This is a genomic window from Pelosinus fermentans DSM 17108, assembly GCF_000271485.2.
GTDB classification, from domain to species: Bacteria; Bacillota; Negativicutes; order DSM-13327; family DSM-13327; genus Pelosinus; species Pelosinus fermentans.
Genome location: NZ_AKVN02000001.1, coordinates 3992105 through 4016910, shown reverse-complemented (window position 1 = coordinate 4016910; position 24806 = coordinate 3992105). Strand labels below are relative to the sequence as shown.

Genomic DNA, 24806 nt, shown 5'->3' with positions numbered 1-24806 from the left:
CCGCTTAGCTTTGCACCGAGTTGGTCATACTTGCTTTTCTTTGCTTTTCCTAGCAATAGCATATATTTTAAGAACCATCCATCTAATGAATATTGCCATTGTAATATAGATGGGGAAGCCATAATAATATTTCCACTTAAGGATCAGATAAAAATCGCTCCACACCAGCAGCGGCTCCAATATAAAGCAGAATATGGTCGCCATTAGCAGTGTTGCCCACAAAAAAGTTTTCCAGGTCTTGCAATACTGGTAAATAAGAGAGTAGATCATTGGTAAGCTAGCCAGGTCTACTGCTGATAAAGGCGGAAATATTGCAATAATATCAGCAGGATATTCCCAGAGGGTCAGCTCTTCCCCCATTTCATCCAGAACGAGAGTAATGATGGCAGTTAAACCGGCATGCAAGGTGATTTCCGGCAGTCGGGATTTATCCACCAATTTCCACCAAACGAGGGCAGAAAAAGCAAAGACACCTAGCAAAAAGAACCATCGAAAGTGAAAAAGATCATCCTGCAGCCACTCATTAATACGCAAGTAAGTTAACAGCTTCTGCAATTCTACAGCTGTAGCTATTCCGGTATCGAAAAACATAGCTTGCCTCCTTAACTAGAATGTCTTTGAGCATTTTCGGCAATGGAAAAGATAAGAACAACTACTCCTCTGATGAACAGCGCCACAGCGATGTATAGCAGGAAGCTATAGCCATAGTTCCAGTTCAGCAATCGATAGAAATCAGCCCACGCCAGAGCGGGCTCAAAGATAAAAGACAGTAAGCCGGAAATGATAATAGCAGCCGAGCTAAAACTCTTCCAAGTCGGGAAGTATTGGTAGGTAAGGGATAATACCAGAGATACAAATAATAAATTAATAGCTGTTATAACCGGAAATACCGGAAGTAAATAAATTGGGTAGACCCATAGAATTAATTCTTCGCCGCATTCGTCGATGCTCATCATGACAATTGTTGTTAAAACAGTATATAGCAGGATTTCCGGTATTCTTGCCTTATTAAGCATTCTCCACCACAGGGCGATGGTTAACGTAAACAATCCTAGCAGAAGCCACCACTTAAATTGAAATACATCTTCCTGCAGCCATTTCTCGATATGAACAGAAGTAAGCATTTTTTGTATTTCTATCTCAGCTGCAGAGCCTGTTACCGCAAGTAACATATGTTGCCTCCTTAATCAATACACAGTTGAATTGTTTTTATTATGCCACAAGAGAGGACCTTGCATCCGAGGGTGTGTCTTCAAACTATCAAAACGTTCACTGATAGCGCTTTTTGCACCATACTTTGTTAAAAATTTTTGAAATAAGGACCATTATTCCTACAAATTTTTTCCTTGTCTTTATTTTGAAGTTGCTGACTATTGATTAGCTTTGAAACTGTTACTAATTGATAAGGAGACTGCGCATTATATTCAAGCATCCCTGGACAAACTATTTAAGATTCTGCGATCCTTATAGTAGCCCATAGGCTCAGCGCAGCTGTAATGCGGATGAATTATTGCATTCAATAATAATGGTATGTAAGAGCAAAAAAGTTGTGTATGCTAAATATTTTAATAGGCATTTAAAGGGATTGTCAAAATGATTGATGAAAGGGACATAAAAGACAGTCTCGTTATTACAATAAGATAAAAATAGCTGATGCTGGATAGGAGTTGAAAATATGATAACTCACTCTAAAATACGACGGACAGGGGCCGTTTTCAAGCTGTTTGCAGGATTTCTCATAGAGATTGCCTGGTATAATCTTTTGCGTAGAATATATGGTCCTAAAATAGAGGCCCGACTACCTGAACTTTATCGTAATCAGGCCATTCGCTTTCGGGAGACTGCTTTAGTTCTACAGGGATTGATGATAAAAGTAGGGCAGTTCTTTAGTACCCGTATTGATGTACTTCCTGTGGAATATATTACAGAATTGGCTCTGCTGCAAGATCAAGTACCACCTGTGAGTAGTGCAAAGATCAAAGAAGTAATTGAATTGGAACTTGGGGGCAAGGTGGAAGAGCTATTTGCCCAGTTTGATGATAATCACATTGCTGCGGCATCCTTTGGACAGGTACACCAAGCTGTCTTGCTGTCTGGAGAAGTGGTGGCGGTGAAAGTATTAAGGCCATCGATTGAGAAGATTATTGAAATCGATCTCACAGCCTTTCGAACTGTGATCTGGATGGTAAAGGTCTTTACTAAATGGGAGCAGTATGCTGATTTTGATGCTATCTATGCTGAATTTAGTGCTACCATTCGTGAAGAACTTGACTATCGGCAGGAACTGGCTAATCTTGAACGGTTCCGGAGGAATTTTCAAGACGATCCGATGATTTCTGTGCCAGCTGTTTATCCGAAATATTCAAGGCAGCGGGTGTTGACTCTGGAGTTCGTCTCGGGGTACAAGGTGACAGATCGTGCCGGTTTGTTAGCAGCAGGAATTAGCCCAAAAAACGTGGCGGGCAATGTAGTCGATTCCTACCTTAAGCAAGCTTTAATACACGGGTTTTACCATGCCGACCCTCATCCCGGTAACTTATTTGTGAGACCGGATGGTGGCATTATTTTTATTGATTTTGGTATGGTGGGCAGGATTACAGACCATAACAAAAAGGCTGTCCGTAAACTGATTGGTGGAGTAATCAACAGTAATGCTGAAGAAGTGTCTCATGCTTTGCAAGAATTGGGATTTATTAAGCCGGCTGCCAATCTTTTAAGTTTGCAAAAGGCAATTTCCTTGTTATTGGCTGGCTTGCAAGATATGCAGTTGGAGGAGCTAGGAAAACTAAAAATTGATGGGCTTTTAGAAGAATTACGTGAATTCATTTACTCTCAGCCCTTTCAAATTCCCGTACATTACACCTTTTTGGGCAGAGCTGTGGGGACCCTATCAGGGATTGCCACAGGGTTAGATCCGAATATGAATATTTTGGCAGTGATTAAGCCCTACGCAAAACAGGTTCTTGGTCAAGAATTTTCACTTCTGCAATTGGTTTGGCAGAAGACCAAAAAAGTAGTTTTAGCGGGGGTGGAGGTTCCGCCATTACTGGAGCAGACTTTACGGGATCTTCGTGCCGGGGATGTCCAAGTTAAGGTGGAAATGGGACCTGTTTTGAGACAGTTACGGTTTCAGGAGACTTTGGCAAATCGACTAGTGTGGACTATTTTGTTGACAGGCACAGGGATCGGAGCGGCTGTGCTTTGGAGCAGCGGGCATAAAGACATAGCCGTTTTATTACTGTATATTATGGGGGTTCTTGCCTTGCTATTGGTAAATAATTTGCGCAAACGGGCTGAAAGAGTGCTTCATTGGCACCGTCATTCTCGTCGGTGATGAGATTCGTAAAAAGATGATAAAAAGGGAGATTAATTTTGTCCTTCTTAAGGAATGAATACAGGGCTCATTCCTTTTAGATTGACCTAATAGACGATTTAAATATAAAGAAGTGGGAGCGGGAGCGGACAGTAGAGAAAATAAAAATTGTTATATGGGCAAATAAATGAGCAATCACTTCATCTTATATACTTATATACAAATAATGGTAATGTGCAATGGCAGGGAAAAAAGAAAATAGTTAACGAAACAATATATATAGTATGTAAATGTTTTTTTTGTATTATGGAGGAAACAATGCTTGGAATTTTCAATGAAATAGGAATCAGAATCACAAACGGCGGCTTCAAATCGCATTTAGCAGTTTTCTTCATTAGTTTAGCGTTAGGCATCATCATACTCCGGTTGGTGTTTTCTAAACTGCTCAAAATAATTGCAGCAAAAACAAAAATCTCTTATCCCCTGCTGCAGCAAACCTTTAAGGGAATACCTTAAGCATAAGCTTGGGAAAGCATCCAAAAACTTCGCTTCCACTTCGATTATAGCCACAGCAATCGACTTGACCGTTTATGCCATCGGCATATTGATTTTGCTTGAATCTTTTGGAGTTTCGATCTCTCCGTTGATCACCGCTTTGGGCGTTGGCGGCTTGGCTACAGCTTTGGCGCTGCAGGACACTTTGGCGATTTTATTTTCCGGAATCAACATTTTGGTGTCCAGGCAAATCAAGATGGGTGACTTTGTTAAACTGTCGACCGGCGAAGAAGGCCATGTAGTGGATATGAACTGGCGTAATACCACAATAAAAACTCCTACTGAGAACATGGCGGTCGTACCCAACAAAACAATTGCTTCTGCTATCATCACTAATTATGCTCAGCCCTTTGCAGAATGTTTTATCTCCATTCCCATAGGAGTCAGTTATGAAAGTGATTTGGATCATGTGGAAAAGGTTACTTGCATGGTGGCAAAAGAAATTCTTCAAGAAACCGAGGGCGGCGTTAAAAATTTTGAACCTTATATCCGGTACGGTGGTTTCAACGGGACCAGTATTAGCTTCAATGTTATCTTGCGGATAAAAGCTGTAACGGATCAGCAGCTCATTTGCCACGAATTCATCAAGAGAATTTATGCGCGTTACAAACAAGAAGGAATAATCATTCAGTTACCGCAATGAGCAGTCAATTTGGAGCAGGTAACCCCTTGCTGGAGGAATTCGCCAAGGGTAGTTGATTTAAACAATAAAAGTATCACCAATGTTATCCAATGATAGCTGGTGGTACTCTTTTATATATACGAAGGAGATACATCATGCTCATGTTTCAGCAGTAGACATAACGCCTACCGCCCCAGTATTCCTCATGATAGTGACCAATATCAAATCGACTCTCTTCTATTGCAGATCTGCTCGATGGAGCATGAATCATTATGCCATTTCCCACGCACATGCCTACATGATGAATGTTGCCTTTACCGCCTTCACTTGCAAAAAAAACGAGATCACCGGGCAAAAGATTATTTTCCTCTATTGGGATACCTTCTTGTGATTGTTGTCTAGAGTTGCGGTAAAGGGATATGCCTTGGGACTGATATAGCCGAAAGGTATAGCCAGAGCAATCAAACCCATAGCAGGAAGTTCCGCCCCACAAATAGCGCAACCCTAAAAATTGCCTGGCTTGCGCCACAATACATTCTCTAGAAAAGAAAAGTTCAGAGACTTTTTTTGTTTCTAATCGGGAGACATGACCTGTGCCGCCGTCTGGTAGACGAACTTTAAAAACAGATTCCCTTTCTAAAAGGATGGGCAATCGGACTTGGAAACTGAGTTCGTTAATGGGCTGGGTCCAACAGGTTGTATCCCAAAATAACGCTGTCTTTGGTACAGATACTACAGCCTGAGGTAAACAGGATTGCTCTGCGAGATAATTACTATTATAGCTGATCTGGTTTTCCGGTACCCAGCCGGCTTGGCCCCATTTATTATCTTTGGTGCGTTGTCCTATTGCGGCTACTTGCAGCCAGTTCTTTTGTGCATCTAGTATTGCGACTCTTTCGCCGTATATTGCCATGGTATTTACTTTATTAACCAGCCATAGTCTTTGCTGTACATCCAGGCTTTGTGACCATGACGCAGGATTAGCAGCAGCAGCTAAGCTGATCCTTCGATATTGAACATCTGGATTAGTCCAAAAGATCGCCAACGGTACATTAATAGCACCAAAGGCCATCTGCCTTGCATATTGTTCCATATTGTCACTTTCCTTTGATATAGAATTGAATGAGTCTATAAGACTGCATACGAGTCTTCCTATTTAAATATCATTTATAGAGACTATATTACATAATATGCATATTCTTAGTGAAAGGAGCAGATTTTAGAAAATATTAAAGGGAAGCTATCGATAATCTGTTATAAGGTGATTATCGATAGCTTCCCTTTAATTTAGTAGTGAATAAGGGGCAATTTAATCGCTTTGGGACAATCAATTTGTCCCCTGTCCCCCAGCGATAACGGTCTTCTACAGGTGTACAGTAGACACAAAAATACGCTGATTTGGTCCATTAGACTAAGTGATCTTATTGATAATTTTACAGATGTCGGTTAAAGCCTTATTTAGACATAACAAGTCATTCTGATCCAATTTTTTTAGTTTAGTCTCTAACACTGCAAGGGCTTTTTCTTTAATTTTAACAAGTATATCCAATCCTAGTGGAGTTATGCTTATCCTGATAATTCTTCTATCGATCGCATCATATTCTCTTTGGACGAAACCTTCGGACACCAATTTATCGATAAGAGGTGTCATTTGCTGCTTTGGTATAAGTATTTCATTGGAGAGTTCTGTCATTGTAGCTTTTTTTTCTACTAAAACAACTAATACATTAATTTGCATGGAAGTGAGGATTGTTCTAAGTTCCAGGTTCATTGAGCGGATAAATTTTTTATTAAGAAGAGGAAGTAATTTAAGAATGGTTTCAGCGGTATTTGTAGAGCTCAAAAGAATTACACTCCTTATTATTTAGATTGACATGAGAGAGTAAAAAGCTTATCATAAAGCTTACCATTTAGTACATAAATATTTACAATTCATAATTGTGAATTGTAAATAAAAAGATACAGTATTTATTTGTTTACAGTATAGCATGAAATAAATAGGGGTTCAAGACATTAACTGTTGACATAGAATGATTGACTCAAAGAACACGCTATAAGGTTGGCACAATGGTTTACCGGTAATCTAGATGTAAACCATAACTAATTAAATGGTTAATATATAACAGGAATAATCGAGTAGCTTTGGAATACGGGAGGAAGAGTAAGTGAATATTAAACGTTCAAAGAAGTTGTACATAGGAATTATAATTGTGGTTATTTTGATAGGAATGATTGTTGTTCGCAACGGTTGGTTGTCAAAAAATCAAGAAGCCCAGCCCCAGGCAGTAGAAGTGAAAGCTATGCAGGTAATTCAGCAGGATGCTCCAATGAGCTATGAATTTGTGGGGCAAATAAAATCAAAAAATGAAGTCAAAATCATGTCGAAAGTATCTGGCAATATTGTAGATAAGATGGTGAATGGTGGCGATACAGTCTACAAAGGACAGCCATTGTTTCGAATTGATAATAAACAATATCGTTCCGGGATAAATTCAGCTAGAGCGCAGTTAAATAAATCGAAAGCAACACTTAATAATATCCAAAAAGATGTGGAAAGATACAGGCAATTAGCAGCTGTTAATGGTATTGCACAACAAACTTTAGATACACAGGTATCCCAAGCAGCTGAAGCTGCCGCGGAAGTTGAAGTGAATCAAGCGAGTCTGCAGCAGGCAACAGAGGATGAGCAAGATACGTTAATACTCTCACCTGTTGATGGCCGTATTGATGTGAATGATGTCAGCATTGGATATTATGTAGCCGCCGGGTCGACGACAATGGCTACAGTTTCATCCATTGATCCAGTATGGGTTCAGTTTAGTATGAGCGAAAATGAATATTTAGACCTTACCCAGTTAGGAAAAGGTACTTTACCAAGCACTTTTAAGGATAATCTGAAACTTACGCTGAGCAATGGAACCCAATATCCAGTACTCGGTCATATTGAGCAAATCGACAGGGGCGTTAGTGATACAACAGGTACAATTACCCTAAAAGCTTCTTTCAGTAATCCGCAAAACATTCTAATGCCGGGTATGTTTGCCAGGGTAGTAACACAGGGAGAAGTACATCAAGGGGCTTTACTCATCCCTCAGCGAGCAGTAACGGAATTGTTGAGCAAGACATTTGTTACCCTAGTAACAGAAGATAATAAGGCGGAAAGCAGAGTTGTGACTATGGGGCCACGAATTGGAAATATGTGGTTAGTGCAGGATGGGCTGACGGCGAATGATCGCATTATCGTGGAAGGTATCAATAAAGTTAAAGACGGATCAGCATTACAAGTAACGATGATACAACCGGATGCATTGCAAATTCCGGCGAAGCAATAAGGGGGATTTTCAATGTCTAATTTTTTTATTAATCGCCCTATTTTTGCGATTGTTTTATCGATTTTCATAACAATAATAGGCGTAACCGCTGCATTTAATTTACCTGTAGCCCAGTATCCTCAGATATCTCCGCCAACCGTTTCCATTAGTACAGCCTATCAAGGGGCTAATGCTGAGGTCATCGATCAAACTGTAGCTCAGATCATTGAACAACAAGTCAATGGGGTGGAGGGAATGTCTTATATGTCTTCCACCAGTACAGATTCAGGTTCTTATTCCCTCAGTGTTCAGTTTGAGTCTGGAACTGATGCCGATACTGCAGCGGTGCAGACTCAAAATCGAGTATCAGAGGCAACTTCTTCATTACCAAGTGATGTTCAGACAGTCGGTGTTACGACTCGAAAATCATCCCAAGATATGTCCCTGATTTTCACACTCTGGTCGCCAAATGACACTTATGATGGGAATTTCTTAAAAAATTATGGCAGCATTTATCTTCTCGATCAGATAAAACGTGTCAAAGGTGTCGGGGAAGTATCAGAATTTGGTTCGGATTATAGTATGAGAATTTGGCTGCAGCCAGAAAAAATGGCAAAAATGGGCATTTCTATAAGCCAAGTTACTGATGCTATTAAAAAGCAAAATATTCAAGCGCCTGCTGGTGCTATTGGACAAATGCCTGATGATTCTCAGCAAGAATTTCAATATAGTACGAGAGTAAAAGGACGTCTAACAACTCCCCAGGAATTTGGGAATATCATTGTTAGCTCGACAGGCGAAGGCTCGTTTGTTCATATAAAAGATATAGCCCGGGTTGAACTGGGCAGCAAATCTTATGCGAGCGACAGCACGGTAAATGGTCATATTAGTACAGGGTTTGCTGTTAAGTTAACCAGTGATGCCAATGCTTTGGAGACAATTGGAAATGTAAAGACAGTTCTTGAGAATGCGTCACAAACATTCCCTGCTGGTTTGCAATATACAGTTGTTGTGGATAGCACTAAATTTGTTAGTGAATCAATGACTGAAGTTATTAAAACCCTTGCCGAAGCAATGCTTCTGGTTTTAGTTGTCGTCTTTCTTTTTTTGCAAAGCTGGCGTGCCACATTGATTCCCATGCTAGCCATTCCAGTATCATTAATCGGAACGTTTGGTGCCTTCATTGTATTAGGATTTACGATTAACACCTTAACTTTATTTGCCATGGTACTTGCCATTGGGCTGGTCGTTGATGATGCTATTGTTGTTATTGAGGCCGTGGAACATCACATGCGTTACTCAGGACTTACTCCAGTAGAAGCCACTCGGCGAGCCATGAGTGAAGTGACGGGACCCGTAATTGCGATTGCCTTTGTCCTGGCTTCTGTATTTATTCCAGTCGCTTTTTTTGGTGGCATGATGGGGATTTTATACAAGCAATTTGCCTTAACGATTGCGGTATCGATGGCTCTATCAGCTGTTGTCGCTTTGTCTTTGACACCGGCACTTTGTATATTATTACTTAAGCCTTATGATCCAAATGCTCATAGTGGAAAGGTTGGTAAATTTTTTGACCAGTTCAATCACTGGTTTGAAACAAACATTGAAAGATATGGAAATGGCTTATCTAAAGCTATCTCCAAAGCAAATTTATGTATGATTGCATTGGTTGTTTTATGTCTTTCAATTGTGGGATTATCACAGATCGTTCCTACATCTTTTGTGCCTGATGAAGATCAGGGATACTTCCTTACCTCTATTTCTTTACCTGAAGCAGCCAGTTCCAATCGTACGAAGGCAGCAACGTCTGAACTTTTAGGCAAGGTGAGTTCTCAATCAGGTGTTTCCGATGTTATGTCTATAACTGGGTTTGATTTATTAGGTGGAGGATCTAAGCCCAATGTAGCAACCATGTTTGTTTCCTTGGATTCGTGGGGAGAGAGAACCAGCCCTGAATTAGCTGTACAAGCTCAAATTGGTCAAACCTTTGTGGCCGGCGCTCATTTGCCTGAAGCAACAGTCATTGCTTTTGCACCTCCGGCATTACCAGGACTTGGAATTGTGGGTGGATTAACTTTAATGCTGGAAGATCAAAAAGGGGGATCCTTGGAAGCCCTGGATAGCATGTCCCAGGCTTTTGTTACTGCAGCAAAAGCGCGTCCTGAGATTGGGTCGATTTCTTCAAATTTTAAAGCTGATACACCCAGCTATGAATTTGAGGTTGACCGGGAAAAAGCTGAAAACATGGGAGTCGCCATTGAAGATGTATTTTCGGCTTTACAGGTATTTCTTGGTGGATCTCAGGTTAATGATTTTAATGAATTTGGTCGTACGTATAAGGTTATTGTGCAAGCTGAAACATCCTATCGTAAAGATATTAATGCGGCACGGTACCTGTTTGTGAAAAGTTCTAGTGGGGCAATGGTGCCATTAAATACGCTGATAAAACCGACAAGCATCAATGCTCCGGCGACCATTACAAGATATAATGGCCTTAAAGCCGTTAAAATCAGCGCCACTCAGGCATCTGGATATAGTTCGGGTCAGGCAATGGCCGCTCTGGAAGAAGTTGCTAAAACGCTGCCTAGTGGCTATTCTTATGAATGGTCCGGTCAAAGTCGTGAAGAAAGACTTTCAGGGAGTCAAACCCTCATTGTATTTGGGATGGCGATTGCCTTCGCATTTTTGTGCTTAGCTGCCTTGTACGAAAGCTGGAGTGTCCCTTTTGCAGTATTACTTACCGTTCCGGTAGGCATATTTGGTGCTTTCTTAACTCAATATGCACGGAACTTAGAAAATAGCATATATATGCAAATCGCTTTAGTTATGCTCATTGGTTTAGCAGCAAAAAATGCCATATTGATTGTAGAGTTTGCAAAAGTACGAGTGGATAATGGTATGGATATTGTTCAAGCCTCCATTGAAGCAGCAAAGATTCGTCTGCGTCCCATCATTATGACATCATTAGCTTTTATTATCGGTTGCGTTCCGTTGGCAATTGCTACGGGTGCTGGTGCAGGTGCTAGAAATTCTATGGGAACAGCAGTGGTAGGTGGTATGTTTGCAGCTACGGCTCTTGGCATATTCTTAATTCCTGTTCTGTTTGTAGTGGTAGAAAAAATTAAGCTGTCCGGCAAAAGTAAGGGAAAATCTGTAGACATACAGATTTCAAAGAATGTAACTAGGTAATTATTCTGTAGAATCGTCTCCCAAAAACGAAATCGCTGCGCGATGGTCATAGTAAAAAAAGTATGTCTCCTTTATGGTATTGTTTAATCGCTAAACAAACCAAAGGAACATACTTTTTTATTTTTACGATCTGAACGCGCTATCATTTTTAATCTAATTCTAATCTTAGTCTAATGATCGTGTAATAATGGAGGGCTATTATAATGGTAAGATTAACTGAGAGGAGAGAATAAATAAAATTACTTTAGGGCCCATAATTGAGCTTCAGAGCAATTGTAATGATAATCAAAATAATTTAAAGATGGCAATAAAGGAGATAATATACATGTATAAGAGTTTGTGTATACTTGTAACAATGTTTGTTATGCTGACATTCCCAGTTCATGCATCTTCTACAAACCCCGAAGATATAAGGTTTATAGTAATGGATAGTTCTAAAGAATCGTATGGAAGTGAACTGAAAAGTGAAATTACTGCGAAGTTAGACAAACACATGCCAGGTGGCGAAATTGTAAGTAAGGATTTAAGGGAGAATACGCTGGAAAAACTACAACTAGAAGATCAGCAAGATTTAAACAGTTTGGCTAAAGAATTAGGAACCAATTCCTTACTTACTGTGGAAATTCTTCCTGTAAAATCCGATTATCGTGATGTATTATATTATAAAAATATCAAAACGGTGGCTACACTTAGAGTTCGTTTATATAATGCCATTACCCAGAAATATACTTTAATTGAAGATGTTACAGGTCGTGGCTCTAACACTACATGGCTCCCCTATACCTCCATTGGTAAGAAATCCCCAGTGAAGGAAGCTGTGAGAAAAGCAACAGATGCTGGAATTAAAACGATTAATCAGAGTATCGCAGATTCAAACGCTCCCCCTAAAGAGGACAGTGACCCAATATTTACTTGAAGATATAGGAAATAGGCAGCTCTCTTAGTAGACAAGATGGATGAACGTCCAGTTGTTTATTGAGAGAGCTTTTGTATGGAAAGCTTGACGAATTGACGGATATCACTAGGAGGGCTGGTTTGCATCAGTTAATCATTGCTTTTTGGAAGGTAGGGGAAACTGCAGTGTAATTGTAGTACCTTCGCTTAGTATACTGGTCAAATGAATCTCAATATCATGCTGCTGAGCAATGCATTGTGCAATAGAAAGGCCGAGACCGGCTCCACCTGTTAGTTTTGAACGGGATGCATCAACCCGGTAAAAACGGTCAAAAACTTTAGATTGCTCTTCTTTCGGTATGCCAATTCCAGTATCTTGAATAGTAATATGCAAGTAAGTATCTACTTGGTGTGAAGCGATACGAATTGTACCGCCGATAGGTGTGTATTTAATACTGTTTTCAATGAAAATTCGTAACATCTGCTTGATAGAAGCAGAATCTGCATAAATAATGGCAGAATCATTTTTAGTTAGAAATATTTGATGGTTTGGAGCGATAAGCTGAGTTTCCTGTACTATTTCTTCAATTAGGCTTTGCATATCAAGGTTAGCTTTATTGATCATCTGATTACTCTGATCCGTTCGCGCCAAGAAGAGCAACTTTTCAATAAGCTCATACATATTAGCTGCTTCCGAGTTTATTGCGCTAATTCCTTCCTGTAATGCAAATTCGTCTTGTTTACCCCAACGATCCAGCATATTGGCATAACCGCTAATAACCGTGATGGGAGTACGCAGTTCATGGGAAGCATCTGCGACAAACTGCTGCTGTTGTTCAAATCCCGTCTGAAGCCGATCTAACATATGATTAAATGTTCTTGCCAAATGATGGAGTTCATCATTGCTATCTTTAACATGGATACGTTTGCTTAAGTCATTAATCTCAATCTCTTTAGCAATTGCTGTTATATTTCGAATGGGGCGCAGAATATTGCGAATGATAAAGATACCAGTCGTAATGATAAAAAATAGGGCGATGAGGTTGCTTGCTTTCATAATATTGGATAAGGTCTTTAGAACGGCATTTTTCTCCGAGATTATTTTCATGAAATGCAATTGGTATGAATGTCCATTTAGTTGCACCAATTGCTGTAAGTAATAAAAATGAGTATGGTTTACCTCGTAGGGATGGCGTGGAATTTCTCTTAGTAAAGTACTTTCAATAAGCTGAATGCCTTCTTGCTCTCTCATCTGAGGTTTGTTTGTGCTAATCGTATAAGGAGCATTATCTATTATTAGGTTGCTTTGTTCGTCATAGATCCTGAGAATAATATCGGATTCAAGAAAATTTTCACTTAATAATTGTTGATCTATAGGATGACCTGCTGCTAGATAGCTGGTAATGTTATTGGCACTGGCAATAATGTCATTTTCTGCCTGCATAAACAAGATATATTGTACCCCCCAGACAGTAAAAAAGCTCATGATGAACAGAATGCAGAACAAAATACCAATGTAGAATATTGTCAATTGAATCGACATTGAGATGGTGAATTTTTTAATCTTTGACCACATAGCCGATTCCCCTAACTGTATGTATATATTTTTCCCCGAACTGTTCATCAAGTTTGCTGCGCAAATAGCGAATATAAACATCCACTACATTTGTATTTCCTGCATATTCATAACCCCAGACATCCTGTAGAATGTGTTCGCGATCTAATACAATGTGCTTATTACGTACCAAATATTCGAGGAGACCATATTCTTTTTTAGTCAATTCGATAGGCTGCCCGTTGACCTGTGCTTCAAAACGCTTTGAAAATAAAACGAGATTTTTTACGCGTAAATTTCCTTGGTCGAGCTGGCACTTACTCGCCTTATTTTTACGCAGAGCTGCACGGATTCTGGCCAGAAGTTCTTGTATTGCAAATGGTTTGGTTAGATAGTCATCTGCACCAATATCCAGCCCCGTGACTCTATCTTCAATTGCACCTTTGGCGGTAATCATGATGATCGGTATTTGAGAAATCTCTCGAACCCGGCGGCAGACTTCTATGCCTGACATCTCCGGCAGCATAATATCTAATAAAATGAGGTCAAAGTTTTCTTGGACAATTCGATCCAGAGCCTGACGCCCGTTGGTCTCAATTACGGTTTTAAAGCCTTCGTGTTCCAGTTCCATTTGTATAAATCGGGCGATTTTCCACTCATCTTCTACAATCAATATAGTTGTATCTTTCGTCGGCATGAATACTACCCCTTATTGTTTAATCAAATATCTATAAGTATATAAGAACATTTTTTTGTACAGATAGGAAGAGAAATTTGAACTTTTTAATCCAATTCTAATCTTTGTTTAAGAGTCCTGTAATAATAGTAGGTTACTATGGAGGTAGTACTAATTGTTAACAAAGGATGAAAAATTTGGATAGTAAAGAACTTTTATATATTACCAGAGTTTGGTTAGCAAAATATATCCATTAATAGAAATGAATCATTCAACTCTTTAGCAAATAAGTGATAGGAGGCTTATATAATGTGTACAATCATTCATGGTATCCCAGTAGTAGCGGATCCAACCTTGTCGCAGAAAAAAACCAATATAATTGTAGCAGAAGTCATCAAGTCCTGGATTTGGGAAGGCAGGCAACTCGGAAAAATCGAGTTGATTTGTGATGGAAAATGGGTTCATGTCTGCTCTTATGAAAAACCGTCAATTCAATTTTTTCCTAATAAATAATCAGAGGCTGACGTCCACTGGTCTCAATTACAATCAATATAGTTGTATCTTTCGTCGGCATGAATACTATCCCTTATCGTTTAATCAAACCTCTTAAGTATATAAGAACATTTTTTTACAGATAGGAAGAGAAATTTGAACTTTTTAATCCAATTCTAATCGTTGTTTAAGAGTCCTGTAATAATAGTAGGTTACTATGGAGGTGGTACTAATTGGTTAAGAAGGGATGAAAAATTTGGATAGTAAAAAACTGTTATATATTACAATAGGCGTGACATTTCTTCTGAAATCACTTCTAGCCTATGGGATTCCGCTTACTGGTGATGAGGCTTATTTTTACACGTGGGGAACATTCCTCGACTTTGGTTATTATGATCATCCGCCAATGGTCGGCTGGCTGCTTGCCGTCATTTTAAAATTTAGCTCTAGTGAATATGCACTTCGCCTTCCACCGCTTATTTTTCCTTATGTCATTGGTGCTGCCATTTATATCTTGTTACAGAGCCAAAATAAGAACCTTGCTAGTTGGACAGTAATCTTATTCTTGGTATCACCACTTAATATGGCTAATATTTTAGTTACAACTGACACTCCACTTATGTTATTTGTCTCCCTTTCGTCTGCATGTTTTTATCATGGTCTGCACAAGAATAAGCCACTTTACTTAATTGCAGCAGGTGTCTTTCTTGGCGGAGCTTTCTTATCAAAATATTTTTCAGCAGTTCTCGTAATTGCTTATGTAGTATATGTGCTGATTTATCAACGTAATCGATGGGGGATTAGAGCACTTTCCATAATGGCTATTTGTGCCATGCCATTTGGTCTACTAAACGTATACTACAATTATACTCATGGTTGGTCGAATATTATGTTTAACGTATATAATCGGAATCAAGATATGGGCGCCTTGAAGCCTTTATATTTCTTATCTTATTTAGGACAACTGCTGCTTTTGCTAACGCCTGTTGTGATTTATTACTTGCTCCGAGACTCGAAAACAGCAATGAGAATTACTGGTTCGGACCACCTCAGACAATATTATTCTGTCTTGTTTATAGTTCCAATAGGCATATTTGCGATATTGTCATTTACAAAGCCAATTGGACTTCATTGGCCGCTGGCGTTCTTACCATTTCTCTTCATTTTGACTTTCTTTCATTTTAGTGAAGTCACTTTCCAGAAATCCACATTGCTTGTGGCTGTTTTTACTTTTACTTTCAATATCTTGTTATCTTATATTTTGATTTCACCCCCTGCTCAAATAGCGCAAAGCAGGATTTATCAGCAAAGTTTATTCTATATTAAACCACAGGCAATGGCTAATATTCTAAAACCATATTCTAAGGATTACATTTTTGCCACTGAAAGTTATTCAAAATCAGCAGTGCTGTATTATTATACGCAGGAATATGTAAGTGTCTTTGGCAAAGGATCGTATCACGCACGACATGATGATATGTACACTGATTTCAGGAATTTTAACGGGAAGAATATAGTTATTTTCCGTACTAAACCGGCGGATAAAGCTTTATACACTCCTTATTTTCAAGAGGTTACTATTGAAGAAATAAAGTTAGATGGTATATCATTTTACTTAGTAGAAGGCAAAGATTTTAAGTATGATGTTTATCGTGAACAAATTCTGCGACCGATTAAAAATAAATTTTACGACATTCCAGAGTGGCTGCCGATGAGCAAAAATTACTTTATAGATAAGTATTTTGTATTGTAAAAGTACAGTAATATTGCGCCTGCAGGAATTTGGATTCATTATGGCTAAGTAATAGTTTAAGAGGTTTCTGGATGAGAGGACATGAAGATAAGACCAGCTATATTCTTTCTGATGGGTAATATATAGGAAGCAGGACATTCATGCTGGCATACTGGATATCTCTTTACTCTAGGGTAATTTAAAGGCAGGCAAGTATGTTTTTATTTAGGATATTTTAAAGAATAGGTAGGTGTCAATTATGATGGAAAGTTGGAAACGGCTGCAAAATGGCACGGATATACGAGGGATTGCCATTGCAACACCACAGAATGCAGTGACTCTTACGTCAACGATGGTAAGAGCGATCGGTTTTGGGTTTAGGCAATGGCTGCTGGAGGTAAAGAACATACAGGCAGCTAGCTGCAAGATTGCGATTGGTATGGATTCGAGGTTGTCAGGTCCGGAATTAAAAACGGCTTTGATTGAAAGATTAGCTGAATTAGGCTGTGATGTTTATGATTGTGGTATGAGTACAACACCAGCCATGTTCATGACGACTATTTTAGAAAATTACCAATGTGATGGGGCTGTCATGATAACAGCCAGTCATCTTCCCTTTTATCATAATGGTCTAAAGTTCTTTACCAAAGAGGGCGGTTGTGAAAAGGAAGATATTGCAGCCATTTTAGAGAATGCATCGCAAGCTGATTCTATTTGTAGTGAGCGTAAGGGCATCGTCGATGAGAAGGATTTGATTGCGGAGTATTCTGAACTGCTAGTACATACGATTCGCAAGGGCGTTAACTCTCAGCAGAATTATGAAAAGCCTTTGCAAGGCTGCCATATTATTGTCGATGCCGGCAATGGTGCAGGAGGGTTCTTCGCGGCAAAGGTTTTGGAGCCATTAGGAGCGGATACGACGGGAAGTCAGTTTCTAGAACCAGATGGAACTTTCCCCAATCATTCTCCTAATCCAGAAAATCAGGCTGCCATGGATTCACTGAAAGCGGCAGTGCTTAAGACCAAGGCTGATTTGGGGATTATCTTTGATGCCGATGTGGATCGAGCTGCCATTGTCAGCAGCAATGGGGTGGAAATCAATCGCAATGCCTTGATTGCTTTACTCTCTGTTATTGTTCTAGACGAGCACCCTCAATCGGTGATCGTCACGGACTCTATCACCTCTACTGGCTTACGCAGGTTTATTGAAGAGCAGGGGGGGAGACAGCGTCGCTTTAAACGAGGTTATAAGAATGTAATAAACGAAGCAAAACGGCTTAATGCCACGGGAGAGCCCTGCCATTTGGCGATTGAAACTTCCGGTCATGCTGCCTGCAAAGAAAATTATTTCTTGGATGATGGTGCTTATCTGATTGCCAAAATACTAATCAAAATGGCGATGTTACGTCAGGACAACAAAGAAATACAAAGTGTGATCGAAACCTTACAGTTTCCTTATGAGAGTGATGAAATTAGAATTCCTATTCTTGATAAGGATTTTCGGGCAGGAGGAGCTGCTGTTCTGGAAGATCTAGAAAAGCAGGTAGAGAAAGTAAAAGGATGGAGCCTTGTTGCCGAGAATTATGATGGCATCCGAGTATCGACTGATGAATCCAGTGGTAATGGATGGTTTATGCTGCGAATATCCTTGCATGAGCCCCTGTTAGTACTGAATATTGAGTCCGACGTCGAGGGCGGAATAAAAAATATGTTAGATATATTACTGCCAATTTTAAAGGGCTATAATGTATTAAAGTTAAACTAAATGCAGCTTTAAAACCAAATTGAATACGTTTAGAATAGGCATTACTCATATAGAGTAATGCCTATTTTTTACGCCTGGAAAGTTAAGTTTCTTTAATGGTCCTCCCCTTTATGTCCGCGTAAGCGGCTATGTTTTACAGAATGCGCAGTGTTCTTAGCTGCGTTTCATATTGCGTATGATGATCTTTGTCTCTTTGTTCACACGGAAGGATTCGGTGATTTTTTGCAGTGTTTTGTTGTAGGTAAAGTCATCCAGCGTGTTTTTCGTTAAGTAGGCCATCGTCTTTTCGGGATATTTGACAAAGCAGATGGAAAGGGCCCAAGCTGCTGCCATTTTAACGTAATATCCCTTATGCTTTACAGTATCTAAAAGCAGCAAAACCCGATCGATGTACTCATCTTCTATGTAAAAAGTCAGCAGCATCACGATGCCGAACCGTAGTTCATATTCTTTTTGCGACAGCAGGTAGGGTTGCAGGAACCCCCAAACCCTTGCCAGATGGTTTTCGGTGATTTTAAAGCTGCCGCAGCACCAGTCACATATTGCCCAGTTGTTGATTTTTGGCACAAAAGCTGCAACATAGTGTAAGATTTCCTCGATATCCGTCTTTGCATAGCCGATGATCAAGCCTTGCAGCATAACTTCCTCATAATACTTGTCCTGCATTAGGGCTATATCCTTGCGCCAATCTCCCTTGGCAAGTTCTTTGGCAAGTTTTCGCAAGTTTGGAAGGCGTACTCCCAAAATGTTGTCCACACCTGGTACCAATTTGCTTTGAAACTGCCGATATTCGTCATCTGCCAGACTGCAAATACGCTCTCTTATCGTCTTCTCCATACATTCTCCTTCTTCTGTTTAAACGTTTGATGAAAATCGTAGATGACAAAATTTCGATAGCTGCCGATTTATTTTATCACACTGATATCCTGGTGTGAATGTACCTAAAATTACAAAGTGAAATACCGTAAGACTGGAAGGATATTTTTGATATAATAAGAGTACGTTATGAAAAATAAGCGATGGGGGTAACGATATGACAGCACTAACTAAAGATGAAAAGTGGAATGCTGTTGTTCATTGTGACCATTCCTATGACGGCATATTCTTCTATGGCGTGAAAACAACAGGTATCTTTTGCCGCCCATCGTGTAAATCGAAAGAACCAATACGAAATAACGTTGAATTCTTTGATGAAATCAAAGAAGCCTATGCTTATGGATTGCGGCCTTGCAAAAGATGCCGGCCGGATTTGACTGCGTTTCGACCTATGCTGGATGTAATTGAAAAAGCCAAACATATTTTTGATACTCATTTTGCTGACGGCGGCAGGCTTACTGCCCAAATTAAAGAGTTGGGAATCAGTCAAAATCATTTTATCCATTTGTTTCGCCAGCAATTTCAGATGACACCTGTAGAATACATTAACCGGCTGCGGGTGGAAAATGCAAAGCAGATGCTTGTCAATACAGAGTTAACGATAGTAAACATTGCATTGCTATGCGGATTTGGAAGCCTTTCGACTTTTTATGAATTTTTTAAAAAGCAAGTCGGATTACCTCCTAAGAAATATCGAAAACAATGCAGTACTGATAAAGGGTAACTGCATTGAAATCGATATTACAAAATGTACAGGTAAGAATAGTAGACCATTCCATCCTAATTAGTTGTTAGTATGGGATGGTTTTTTGATGAAAAAAAGAGCTGAACGGGCAAAAATAAAGAAGGATTGACAAATTTATACAATAATGATATCGTGCAATATGTAAACTAAAATAAACTCCAATAAAGCATATAACTTCTCATAAAGTTGAAAAATGAAAAGCTTAGAGGAGGTCAAGATGACGCATAGTAACTTGAAAGGCAACAGTATAAATCCATTCGATAATGAGTTTTATAAAATGATAATGGAACAAGCTCCCGATATTATTTTGGTAGTCCGTTCAGATGGCCGTATTTGGAATGCAAATGAATTAGCATCCTATACTTACGGTTATTCCGCCCAAGAGCTGCTAGCTCTTCATATTCAGGACCTTCATGCTAAAGACATAATGGAAACCGTGAAGAGTAAATGGTTTGCGGCGGATCAAAGTCCTCTGGTTTATCGTACCATTCATTTGCACAAAGAGGGGAATGAATTTCCTGTCGAAATGAAATGTCGACGTATGGAATTTCAAAATGACACTGTATTCATCATTAGTGTCAGGAATATCACAGAAGTGAATGATTTAGAAGATGCGATTCAAACCTGTAATTACGAGCGGAATCAATTGGCCGAAGATTGGCTGAATTTATTTCAAAATGCTCCTGGAGGATATCATTCCTTGCATTTAGATGGAAATTTTATTTACATCAATGATACGGAGCTAAAGTGGCTGGGATATAGGCGAGAAGAAGTAATTGGCACACTTTGCTTTCAGGATATACTGACAGAAAAGAGTCGTGCTATATATAAAGAATATGTTGCCGGAGTGATGGAAAAAGGGCAGATTGGTGAGACCGATCTAGAAATGGTTCGTAAAGATGGCTCCGTTTTTCCTATATTGATCAGTACGTTGTTTGTTAGAGATGATAGTGGTCATTATTATAAAAGTTTGTCAACTTGTATGGATATTACGGAAAGAAAATTGTGGGAAGAAGGTGTTCTCGCCAGTGAAAACAAGTACCGGGCCCTTGCGGAGAACTCCAATGACCTTATTGCCCGTTATGATGGGGAATGCCGGTATTTGTATGTGAATCCGGCAATTGAACCGATTGCAGGAATGCCCAAAGAAGCATTCATTGGTAAGACAAATGAAGAGCTTAAGCTGCCTCGTGCTTTTTGTATTATCATTAGGCAGGGCATCAAAGGTGTACTGAATAAAGGGCAATCCATTCAACGGGAATTAGAGCATTTTATTGATAATAAAAGAATGGTTTTTCATTTGCAGCTTGTGCCAGAGTTTCATACTGATAATAGTATCGCTTCTGTACTGTGTGTTGGACGGGATATTACTAAAGTTCGTCAATTGCAGGATGAGATGTTCTTCAATGAGTTAAAGTATACGAATTTATTTGAGCACATGAGTGAAGGATTCAATTATGAAAGAATGATAAGAGATCATAATCATACCATTATTGATTCGATTATTTTAGAAGCAAATGTTGCCTATTGCCGTATGGCAAACCGATCGGTTAACGATGTTATCGGCAAAAAATCAAGTGAGGTTACTTTAAAGAACATCTTGCCTGAATTAAATTGGGCAAAGTTGTGCGAAAAGGTAGTAAATGAGGGACCTACTACCATAGAATGCTATTCCTTTCCATTAAAAAAATGGTTTTCTGTTATTGCCTATAGTCCGATTCAGGATCACCTGGCGATTCTTTATATTGATATTACCAAAAGAATCGAGGCGGAGAAGAAGCTGCAAGAAAGTGATAAACGGTATAAAGAACTAGTTCAAGCTGCAAAAGTCATTATGATTATCATTAATTCTTCTGGTGAAATTATTTTTATGAATGAATGGGGATTATCGTTTTTTGGATTCTCCAAAGAAGAACTGATTGGACGGTCTGTTTTTGATACGATAGCACCTGCCTATGATTCAATGGGAAAAGACCTGGAAGAACTATTTGAAGGATTAAAAAATAATAATAGCTCCTTTCAGCGCCGCTTAAGTGAGAATATGACTTCTTCAGGCAAGGGAGTATGGATTGATTGGACAAACCGTGTTGTAATTGACCCCGCAACAGGTGATTTTCAGCTGTCTGCTATTGGATTTGATGTTACTGCCACGAAAAAGGCTGAACAAGAGCAATTATATGGTTATGAGCGGCGCAAGCGCAGAGAATTGCTGAATGATGTGATTCATCGAAGAATTTCTCAGGAAGAATTAGTGGCAGGAGCTGCTCAATTGGAATTGAAGATAAAACCGCCTTTTGTGATTCTTTTGTTGACGATTCCCTGGCAGAAGCTGCCTCAAAATACGTCCATAGAGGAAAGGGAGGAGCGGCAGTATTCCATCGATCGATTGGTTGATAACATTCATCGTCAAGTGGGAGGAGTAACTTGGCAAACCCAAGAAGGGATAGCCATTTTGTATCCTCTGCCAGTTAAAGATGTTCGAATATCGCTAAAACATGCTAAGGCTGTGACAGAAGAGATCATAGAGCAGCTGACTCGCTTTTGGCAAGGAATGCAGATTCGTGGAGGTATCTCTCATTCTTCTGAACAAACATCTTTGATTGCAGATGTATATGATCAAGCACGTCTGTCACTTCTTTGCAGTCCTGTGCTTTATCCAGAAAACCTGCTGCATTATTGGGAAGAACTAGGGTGTTATCAGTTCATTTTTAATGACTGTTCTTCCCAGCAGGCAAGACAATTTATTAATTATCATTTGGGAATGCTATTGAATCCTGAGGGCAAATGTGAGCAAAGTGAATTGCTTGCCACTCTCAAAGAAGTGATAACTGGAGCATCGGCTCAGACAATCGGCAAACGGCTTTTTGTGCATCCACAAACCGTTGTTTTTCGTAAAAGAAATTTGGAAAAAATGCTGGGTGTTGATTTAGATTCATTAAAGGTTCGCATGGATCTATCCGTTGCGTTAAAATTGTTATCTTTATTGGAAACGACTTCCTCTGGTGTTGAATCCTGACTCGTGATAATTGTGATACATGCTTAGATTTTAAGACGGAATGGAATTATTATCTAATGTGTATAAAAATAGTGATGTTTTTTGTGATAGATCTTGTTGCTTATAACGAAGGAGATCGCAAAGGATTTAAGGAATATATAGGTAAGATCCTTACCATTAAATAACAGGGGAGGAATTAAAATGAACCAGGACATTTTAAAAGGTAAATGGAAAGAGTTAAAAGGCGGGCTGAAAGAGCAGTGGGGTAAGCTTACTGATGATGACATTACGCAGCTTGAAGGCAAAACAGAAAAGTTGGTTGGGATTCTTCAAGAACGATATGGTTATACCAAAGATAAAGCGGAAGACGAATATAAAAAGTTTGTAAGTCGCTTTAAGTAAATAAGAGTACGACTAGGCACAGATGCCTGGTCGTATTTTTGCATTTATTTTATATACTTTTAATAAAAGTATATCTTTTTTCATAATAATCTTTATTGCAGTTATCGCAGGAAAAAAAGTAGCTAAGATGTAATTTTATATCATATCTACTAATTAATGATTAAGATGGGAGGACGAGGCTATGTCTATATTGGATTTATTGCAGAAGGGTAAAAGAAAACGTGAGAAACAAGTACGCCGAAAGGTGGCAATTGGTGCTACTCTAGGGATGACAATTGGAGCAGTTGCTGGAGTACTGCTGGCACCTAAGGCTGGCAAAGACACTAGAACTGATCTTGCAAAAAATGCGCAGGATTTAACGGAGACAATTAAAGAAATATCGGTTAAGACCCAAGATCTGGTAGACGAGGCCAAAGAAAGGCTTTCTGAAAAATCACATGAAATCATGAGTGATGTAAAAGAAAAAATTTCTGACATAAAAAAGGAAAAAAATGAAGATTCGGCTACAAAGTAAGACAAGAGTACACATAAAGATGCAGAGCCACGGCTAGGTAGAGATGCTCAGTCGTGGTTCTTTATATGTAGTTTCTATCAGGGCTCAATCCGCTGCATGGTTATTGATTTACATGGCATGCAGAAGAGAAATAAAGGAATTTTATACAATTATTATAAAATAATTCTTCTTTATATGGAAAAAATTATTGTATATATCGAAGGAAAAAAAGGGTATTTAAGTGAAATACATAAATATAGGTCATGCAAGTGACAAGTTGTGTCGAAATTGGGTGTAGTATACTGGTGAAAGATGGGGATGGAGCGTAATGCTAAAGGAGGGAGTGAGCAGTGGGTTTAGTAATAGTAGCAGCTTTATTGTTCTCTGTTTTTTGGGGTATGGGGAAATTAGCAAAAAGGGATTGGTGACCTATCCGTTCTAAAATGCGGAGGGGATATGGATGAAAAGTGAGAATTATAAATGGGAATGGGTGGATTCGTATTTAATGCAATATAATCAAATACTCCAGGAGATGAAAGAAAAATCCTCTGCCATTCCCCCTGATCAGAAGTTAGATTATCTTAGACAAGTCCAGCGGCTTGAGGAAGAGCAAAATCGCTTTAAGGCTTCTTACAGAAAAGTGCAGGAAGGCAATGAAAGTGAGCAGGATCAGATGCAAGACGTGCTTCATAAAGTTTGGCGGGAATTAGCGCACTCCTTTGACCAGGTGATAAAAAAATATAAGTAATAAGTAGTATGATCAATTTCAATAAGAAGTAGATGGTGGAATAAACCATTTGAAAGCGGGGATAAGCATGTATATATCCATATATGATATAGGAATTACAATTGTATTTCTGATTGCGGTGACGATTGGTATTTATTTGATTCATGTCATACGAAGAATATTGTTCATACTTGATGATGTTAAACGAATTCTCAATGCCAATGAGATGGGGTTAAAAGAAACAATATCATTATTGCCTACTGTATTAGAAAATGTCAATCAAATAGCAGCAAGTGTAAAGGAAACAGCTAGTCAGGCTAATGATGTGATGTATGATGTGAAAGTTGAGTGGGAAACATTAATCATCTATGCAAAGGCTGTTGGCCAGATTGTAAGAGCTATTTTCTTTAAAGGTAAGTAAATACATAATTTGCAGCAGCAAAATATATGGACCTTAAAAAGAA

21 protein-coding genes are annotated in these 24806 nt (G+C 39.1%); 14 read left to right on the top strand and 7 right to left on the bottom strand.

Going from position 1 to position 24806, the window contains the following annotated elements; genetic code table 11:
* Window positions 1-24 precede the first annotated feature (24 nt).
* Together FR7_RS18420 and FR7_RS18415 are read right to left on the bottom strand one after the other, a co-directional pair.
* The gene (locus FR7_RS18420; RefSeq protein ID WP_007937408.1) at window positions 25-591 is read right to left on the bottom strand and encodes a CBO0543 family protein; all 567 of its coding nucleotides are present in this window, start codon (window positions 589-591) and stop codon (window positions 25-27) included.
* Between the two features lie 11 nt (window positions 592-602).
* Window positions 603-1172 (bottom strand): hypothetical protein, encoded by a 570-nt coding sequence (locus FR7_RS18415; RefSeq protein ID WP_007937407.1) that lies wholly within the window; start codon window positions 1170-1172, stop codon window positions 603-605.
* A gap of 503 nt (window positions 1173-1675) precedes the next feature.
* Between FR7_RS18415 and FR7_RS18410 the strand changes: the two genes are divergently transcribed.
* Both FR7_RS18410 and FR7_RS23340 read left to right on the top strand, forming a co-directional pair.
* Window positions 1676-3334 carry an ABC1 kinase family protein gene (locus tag FR7_RS18410; protein ID WP_007937406.1) on the top strand — a complete coding sequence of 553 codons (1659 nt, stop codon included), beginning with the start codon at window positions 1676-1678 and terminating at the stop codon, window positions 3332-3334.
* A gap of 433 nt (window positions 3335-3767) precedes the next feature.
* Window positions 3768-4511, top strand: coding sequence for a mechanosensitive ion channel family protein (locus tag FR7_RS23340; RefSeq protein ID WP_237714904.1), 744 nt, complete (start codon window positions 3768-3770; stop codon window positions 4509-4511).
* Window positions 4512-4656: 145 nt separating this feature from the next.
* Here the strand turns inward: FR7_RS23340 and FR7_RS18395 are convergent, their stop codons facing one another.
* Together FR7_RS18395 and FR7_RS18390 are read right to left on the bottom strand one after the other, a co-directional pair.
* Window positions 4657-5583 carry a C40 family peptidase gene (locus tag FR7_RS18395; RefSeq protein WP_007937401.1) on the bottom strand — a complete coding sequence of 309 codons (927 nt, stop codon included), beginning with the start codon at window positions 5581-5583 and terminating at the stop codon, window positions 4657-4659.
* A 318-nt stretch (window positions 5584-5901) separates the two neighbouring features.
* Window positions 5902-6333 carry a MarR family winged helix-turn-helix transcriptional regulator gene (locus FR7_RS18390; protein WP_007937399.1) on the bottom strand — a complete coding sequence of 144 codons (432 nt, stop codon included), beginning with the start codon at window positions 6331-6333 and terminating at the stop codon, window positions 5902-5904.
* A gap of 322 nt (window positions 6334-6655) precedes the next feature.
* Here FR7_RS18390 and FR7_RS18385 point away from each other — a divergent pair, with 322 nt between their 5' ends.
* The 3 genes from FR7_RS18385 to FR7_RS18375 all read left to right on the top strand — a co-directional run bounded on the left by FR7_RS18385 (window position 6656) and on the right by FR7_RS18375 (window position 11906).
* Window positions 6656-7822, top strand: a complete 1167-nt coding sequence (locus tag FR7_RS18385; RefSeq protein ID WP_007937398.1) for an efflux RND transporter periplasmic adaptor subunit — start codon at window positions 6656-6658, stop codon at window positions 7820-7822.
* A gap of 12 nt (window positions 7823-7834) precedes the next feature.
* A complete protein-coding gene (locus FR7_RS18380; protein WP_007937397.1) occupies window positions 7835-10990 on the top strand; it encodes an efflux RND transporter permease subunit in 3156 nt (1051 codons plus the stop codon).
* Window positions 10991-11315: 325 nt separating this feature from the next.
* Entirely contained in the window at window positions 11316-11906 is a 591-nt protein-coding gene (locus tag FR7_RS18375; protein ID WP_007937396.1) for a hypothetical protein, read from the top strand.
* A gap of 132 nt (window positions 11907-12038) precedes the next feature.
* Here the strand turns inward: FR7_RS18375 and FR7_RS18370 are convergent, their stop codons facing one another.
* Entirely contained in the window at window positions 12039-13460 is a 1422-nt protein-coding gene (locus FR7_RS18370) for a sensor histidine kinase (RefSeq protein ID WP_007937395.1), read from the bottom strand.
* Window positions 13444-14136, bottom strand: a complete 693-nt coding sequence (locus FR7_RS18365) for a response regulator transcription factor (protein WP_007937393.1) — start codon at window positions 14134-14136, stop codon at window positions 13444-13446. Before FR7_RS18365 ends, FR7_RS18370 begins: the two co-directional genes overlap by 17 nt.
* A 288-nt stretch (window positions 14137-14424) precedes the next feature.
* Between FR7_RS18365 and FR7_RS18360 the strand changes: the two genes are divergently transcribed.
* From FR7_RS18360 to FR7_RS18350, 3 genes are all read left to right on the top strand, one after another.
* The gene (locus FR7_RS18360) at window positions 14425-14628 is read left to right on the top strand and encodes a hypothetical protein (protein WP_007937391.1); all 204 of its coding nucleotides are present in this window, start codon (window positions 14425-14427) and stop codon (window positions 14626-14628) included.
* A gap of 226 nt (window positions 14629-14854) precedes the next feature.
* Window positions 14855-16360 carry an ArnT family glycosyltransferase gene (locus FR7_RS18355; RefSeq protein ID WP_017531322.1) on the top strand — a complete coding sequence of 502 codons (1506 nt, stop codon included), beginning with the start codon at window positions 14855-14857 and terminating at the stop codon, window positions 16358-16360.
* A 238-nt stretch (window positions 16361-16598) separates the two neighbouring features.
* Window positions 16599-18104 carry a phosphohexomutase domain-containing protein gene (locus FR7_RS18350; RefSeq protein ID WP_007937388.1) on the top strand — a complete coding sequence of 502 codons (1506 nt, stop codon included), beginning with the start codon at window positions 16599-16601 and terminating at the stop codon, window positions 18102-18104.
* A gap of 153 nt (window positions 18105-18257) precedes the next feature.
* Here the strand turns inward: FR7_RS18350 and FR7_RS18345 are convergent, their stop codons facing one another.
* The gene (locus FR7_RS18345) at window positions 18258-18941 is read right to left on the bottom strand and encodes a DNA alkylation repair protein (RefSeq protein ID WP_007937386.1); all 684 of its coding nucleotides are present in this window, start codon (window positions 18939-18941) and stop codon (window positions 18258-18260) included.
* 196 nt (window positions 18942-19137) lie between these two features.
* On the opposite strand from FR7_RS18345, the gene FR7_RS18340 reads away from it, so the two are divergent.
* The 6 genes from FR7_RS18340 (at window position 19138) to FR7_RS18315 (ending at window position 24763) form a co-directional block, all read left to right on the top strand.
* Complete coding sequence (locus FR7_RS18340; protein ID WP_007937384.1) at window positions 19138-19704, top strand: bifunctional transcriptional activator/DNA repair enzyme AdaA; 567 nt, start codon at window positions 19138-19140, stop codon at window positions 19702-19704.
* A 238-nt stretch (window positions 19705-19942) separates the two neighbouring features.
* Entirely contained in the window at window positions 19943-22741 is a 2799-nt protein-coding gene (locus FR7_RS18335; protein ID WP_007937383.1) for a PAS domain S-box protein, read from the top strand.
* A gap of 180 nt (window positions 22742-22921) precedes the next feature.
* Window positions 22922-23122: a CsbD family protein gene (locus FR7_RS18330; protein WP_007937382.1), complete on the top strand. Its 201-nt coding sequence runs from the start codon at window positions 22922-22924 to the stop codon at window positions 23120-23122.
* A 181-nt stretch (window positions 23123-23303) separates the two neighbouring features.
* On the top strand, window positions 23304-23636 hold the full coding sequence (locus FR7_RS18325; RefSeq protein WP_007937381.1) for a YtxH domain-containing protein: 333 nt from the start codon (window positions 23304-23306) through the stop codon (window positions 23634-23636).
* A 439-nt stretch (window positions 23637-24075) separates the two neighbouring features.
* Window positions 24076-24363, top strand: coding sequence for a sll1863 family stress response protein (locus FR7_RS18320; protein ID WP_007937380.1), 288 nt, complete (start codon window positions 24076-24078; stop codon window positions 24361-24363).
* A gap of 67 nt (window positions 24364-24430) precedes the next feature.
* Window positions 24431-24763 carry a hypothetical protein gene (locus tag FR7_RS18315; RefSeq protein WP_017531324.1) on the top strand — a complete coding sequence of 111 codons (333 nt, stop codon included), beginning with the start codon at window positions 24431-24433 and terminating at the stop codon, window positions 24761-24763.
* Window positions 24764-24806 lie beyond the last annotated feature (43 nt).

Coding starts and splice junctions, on each gene's coding strand:
- FR7_RS18420 (WP_007937408.1), bottom strand. CDS start 591: ATGTTTTTCGATACCGGAATAGCTACAGCTGTAGAATTGCAGAAGCTG.
- FR7_RS18415 (WP_007937407.1), bottom strand. CDS start 1,172: ATGTTACTTGCGGTAACAGGCTCTGCAGCTGAGATAGAAATACAAAAA.
- FR7_RS18410 (WP_007937406.1), top strand. CDS start 1,676: ATGATAACTCACTCTAAAATACGACGGACAGGGGCCGTTTTCAAGCTG.
- FR7_RS18395 (WP_007937401.1), bottom strand. CDS start 5,583: ATGGAACAATATGCAAGGCAGATGGCCTTTGGTGCTATTAATGTACCG.
- FR7_RS18380 (WP_007937397.1), top strand. CDS start 7,835: ATGTCTAATTTTTTTATTAATCGCCCTATTTTTGCGATTGTTTTATCG.
- FR7_RS18375 (WP_007937396.1), top strand. CDS start 11,316: ATGTATAAGAGTTTGTGTATACTTGTAACAATGTTTGTTATGCTGACA.
- FR7_RS18370 (WP_007937395.1), bottom strand. CDS start 13,460: ATGTGGTCAAAGATTAAAAAATTCACCATCTCAATGTCGATTCAATTG.
- FR7_RS18365 (WP_007937393.1), bottom strand. CDS start 14,136: ATGCCGACGAAAGATACAACTATATTGATTGTAGAAGATGAGTGGAAA.
- FR7_RS18360 (WP_007937391.1), top strand. CDS start 14,425: ATGTGTACAATCATTCATGGTATCCCAGTAGTAGCGGATCCAACCTTG.
- FR7_RS18355 (WP_017531322.1), top strand. CDS start 14,855: ATGAAAAATTTGGATAGTAAAAAACTGTTATATATTACAATAGGCGTG.
- FR7_RS18350 (WP_007937388.1), top strand. CDS start 16,599: ATGATGGAAAGTTGGAAACGGCTGCAAAATGGCACGGATATACGAGGG.
- FR7_RS18345 (WP_007937386.1), bottom strand. CDS start 18,941: ATGGAGAAGACGATAAGAGAGCGTATTTGCAGTCTGGCAGATGACGAA.
- FR7_RS18340 (WP_007937384.1), top strand. CDS start 19,138: ATGACAGCACTAACTAAAGATGAAAAGTGGAATGCTGTTGTTCATTGT.
- FR7_RS18335 (WP_007937383.1), top strand. CDS start 19,943: ATGACGCATAGTAACTTGAAAGGCAACAGTATAAATCCATTCGATAAT.
- FR7_RS18330 (WP_007937382.1), top strand. CDS start 22,922: ATGAACCAGGACATTTTAAAAGGTAAATGGAAAGAGTTAAAAGGCGGG.
- FR7_RS18325 (WP_007937381.1), top strand. CDS start 23,304: ATGTCTATATTGGATTTATTGCAGAAGGGTAAAAGAAAACGTGAGAAA.
- FR7_RS18320 (WP_007937380.1), top strand. CDS start 24,076: ATGAAAAGTGAGAATTATAAATGGGAATGGGTGGATTCGTATTTAATG.
- FR7_RS18315 (WP_017531324.1), top strand. CDS start 24,431: ATGTATATATCCATATATGATATAGGAATTACAATTGTATTTCTGATT.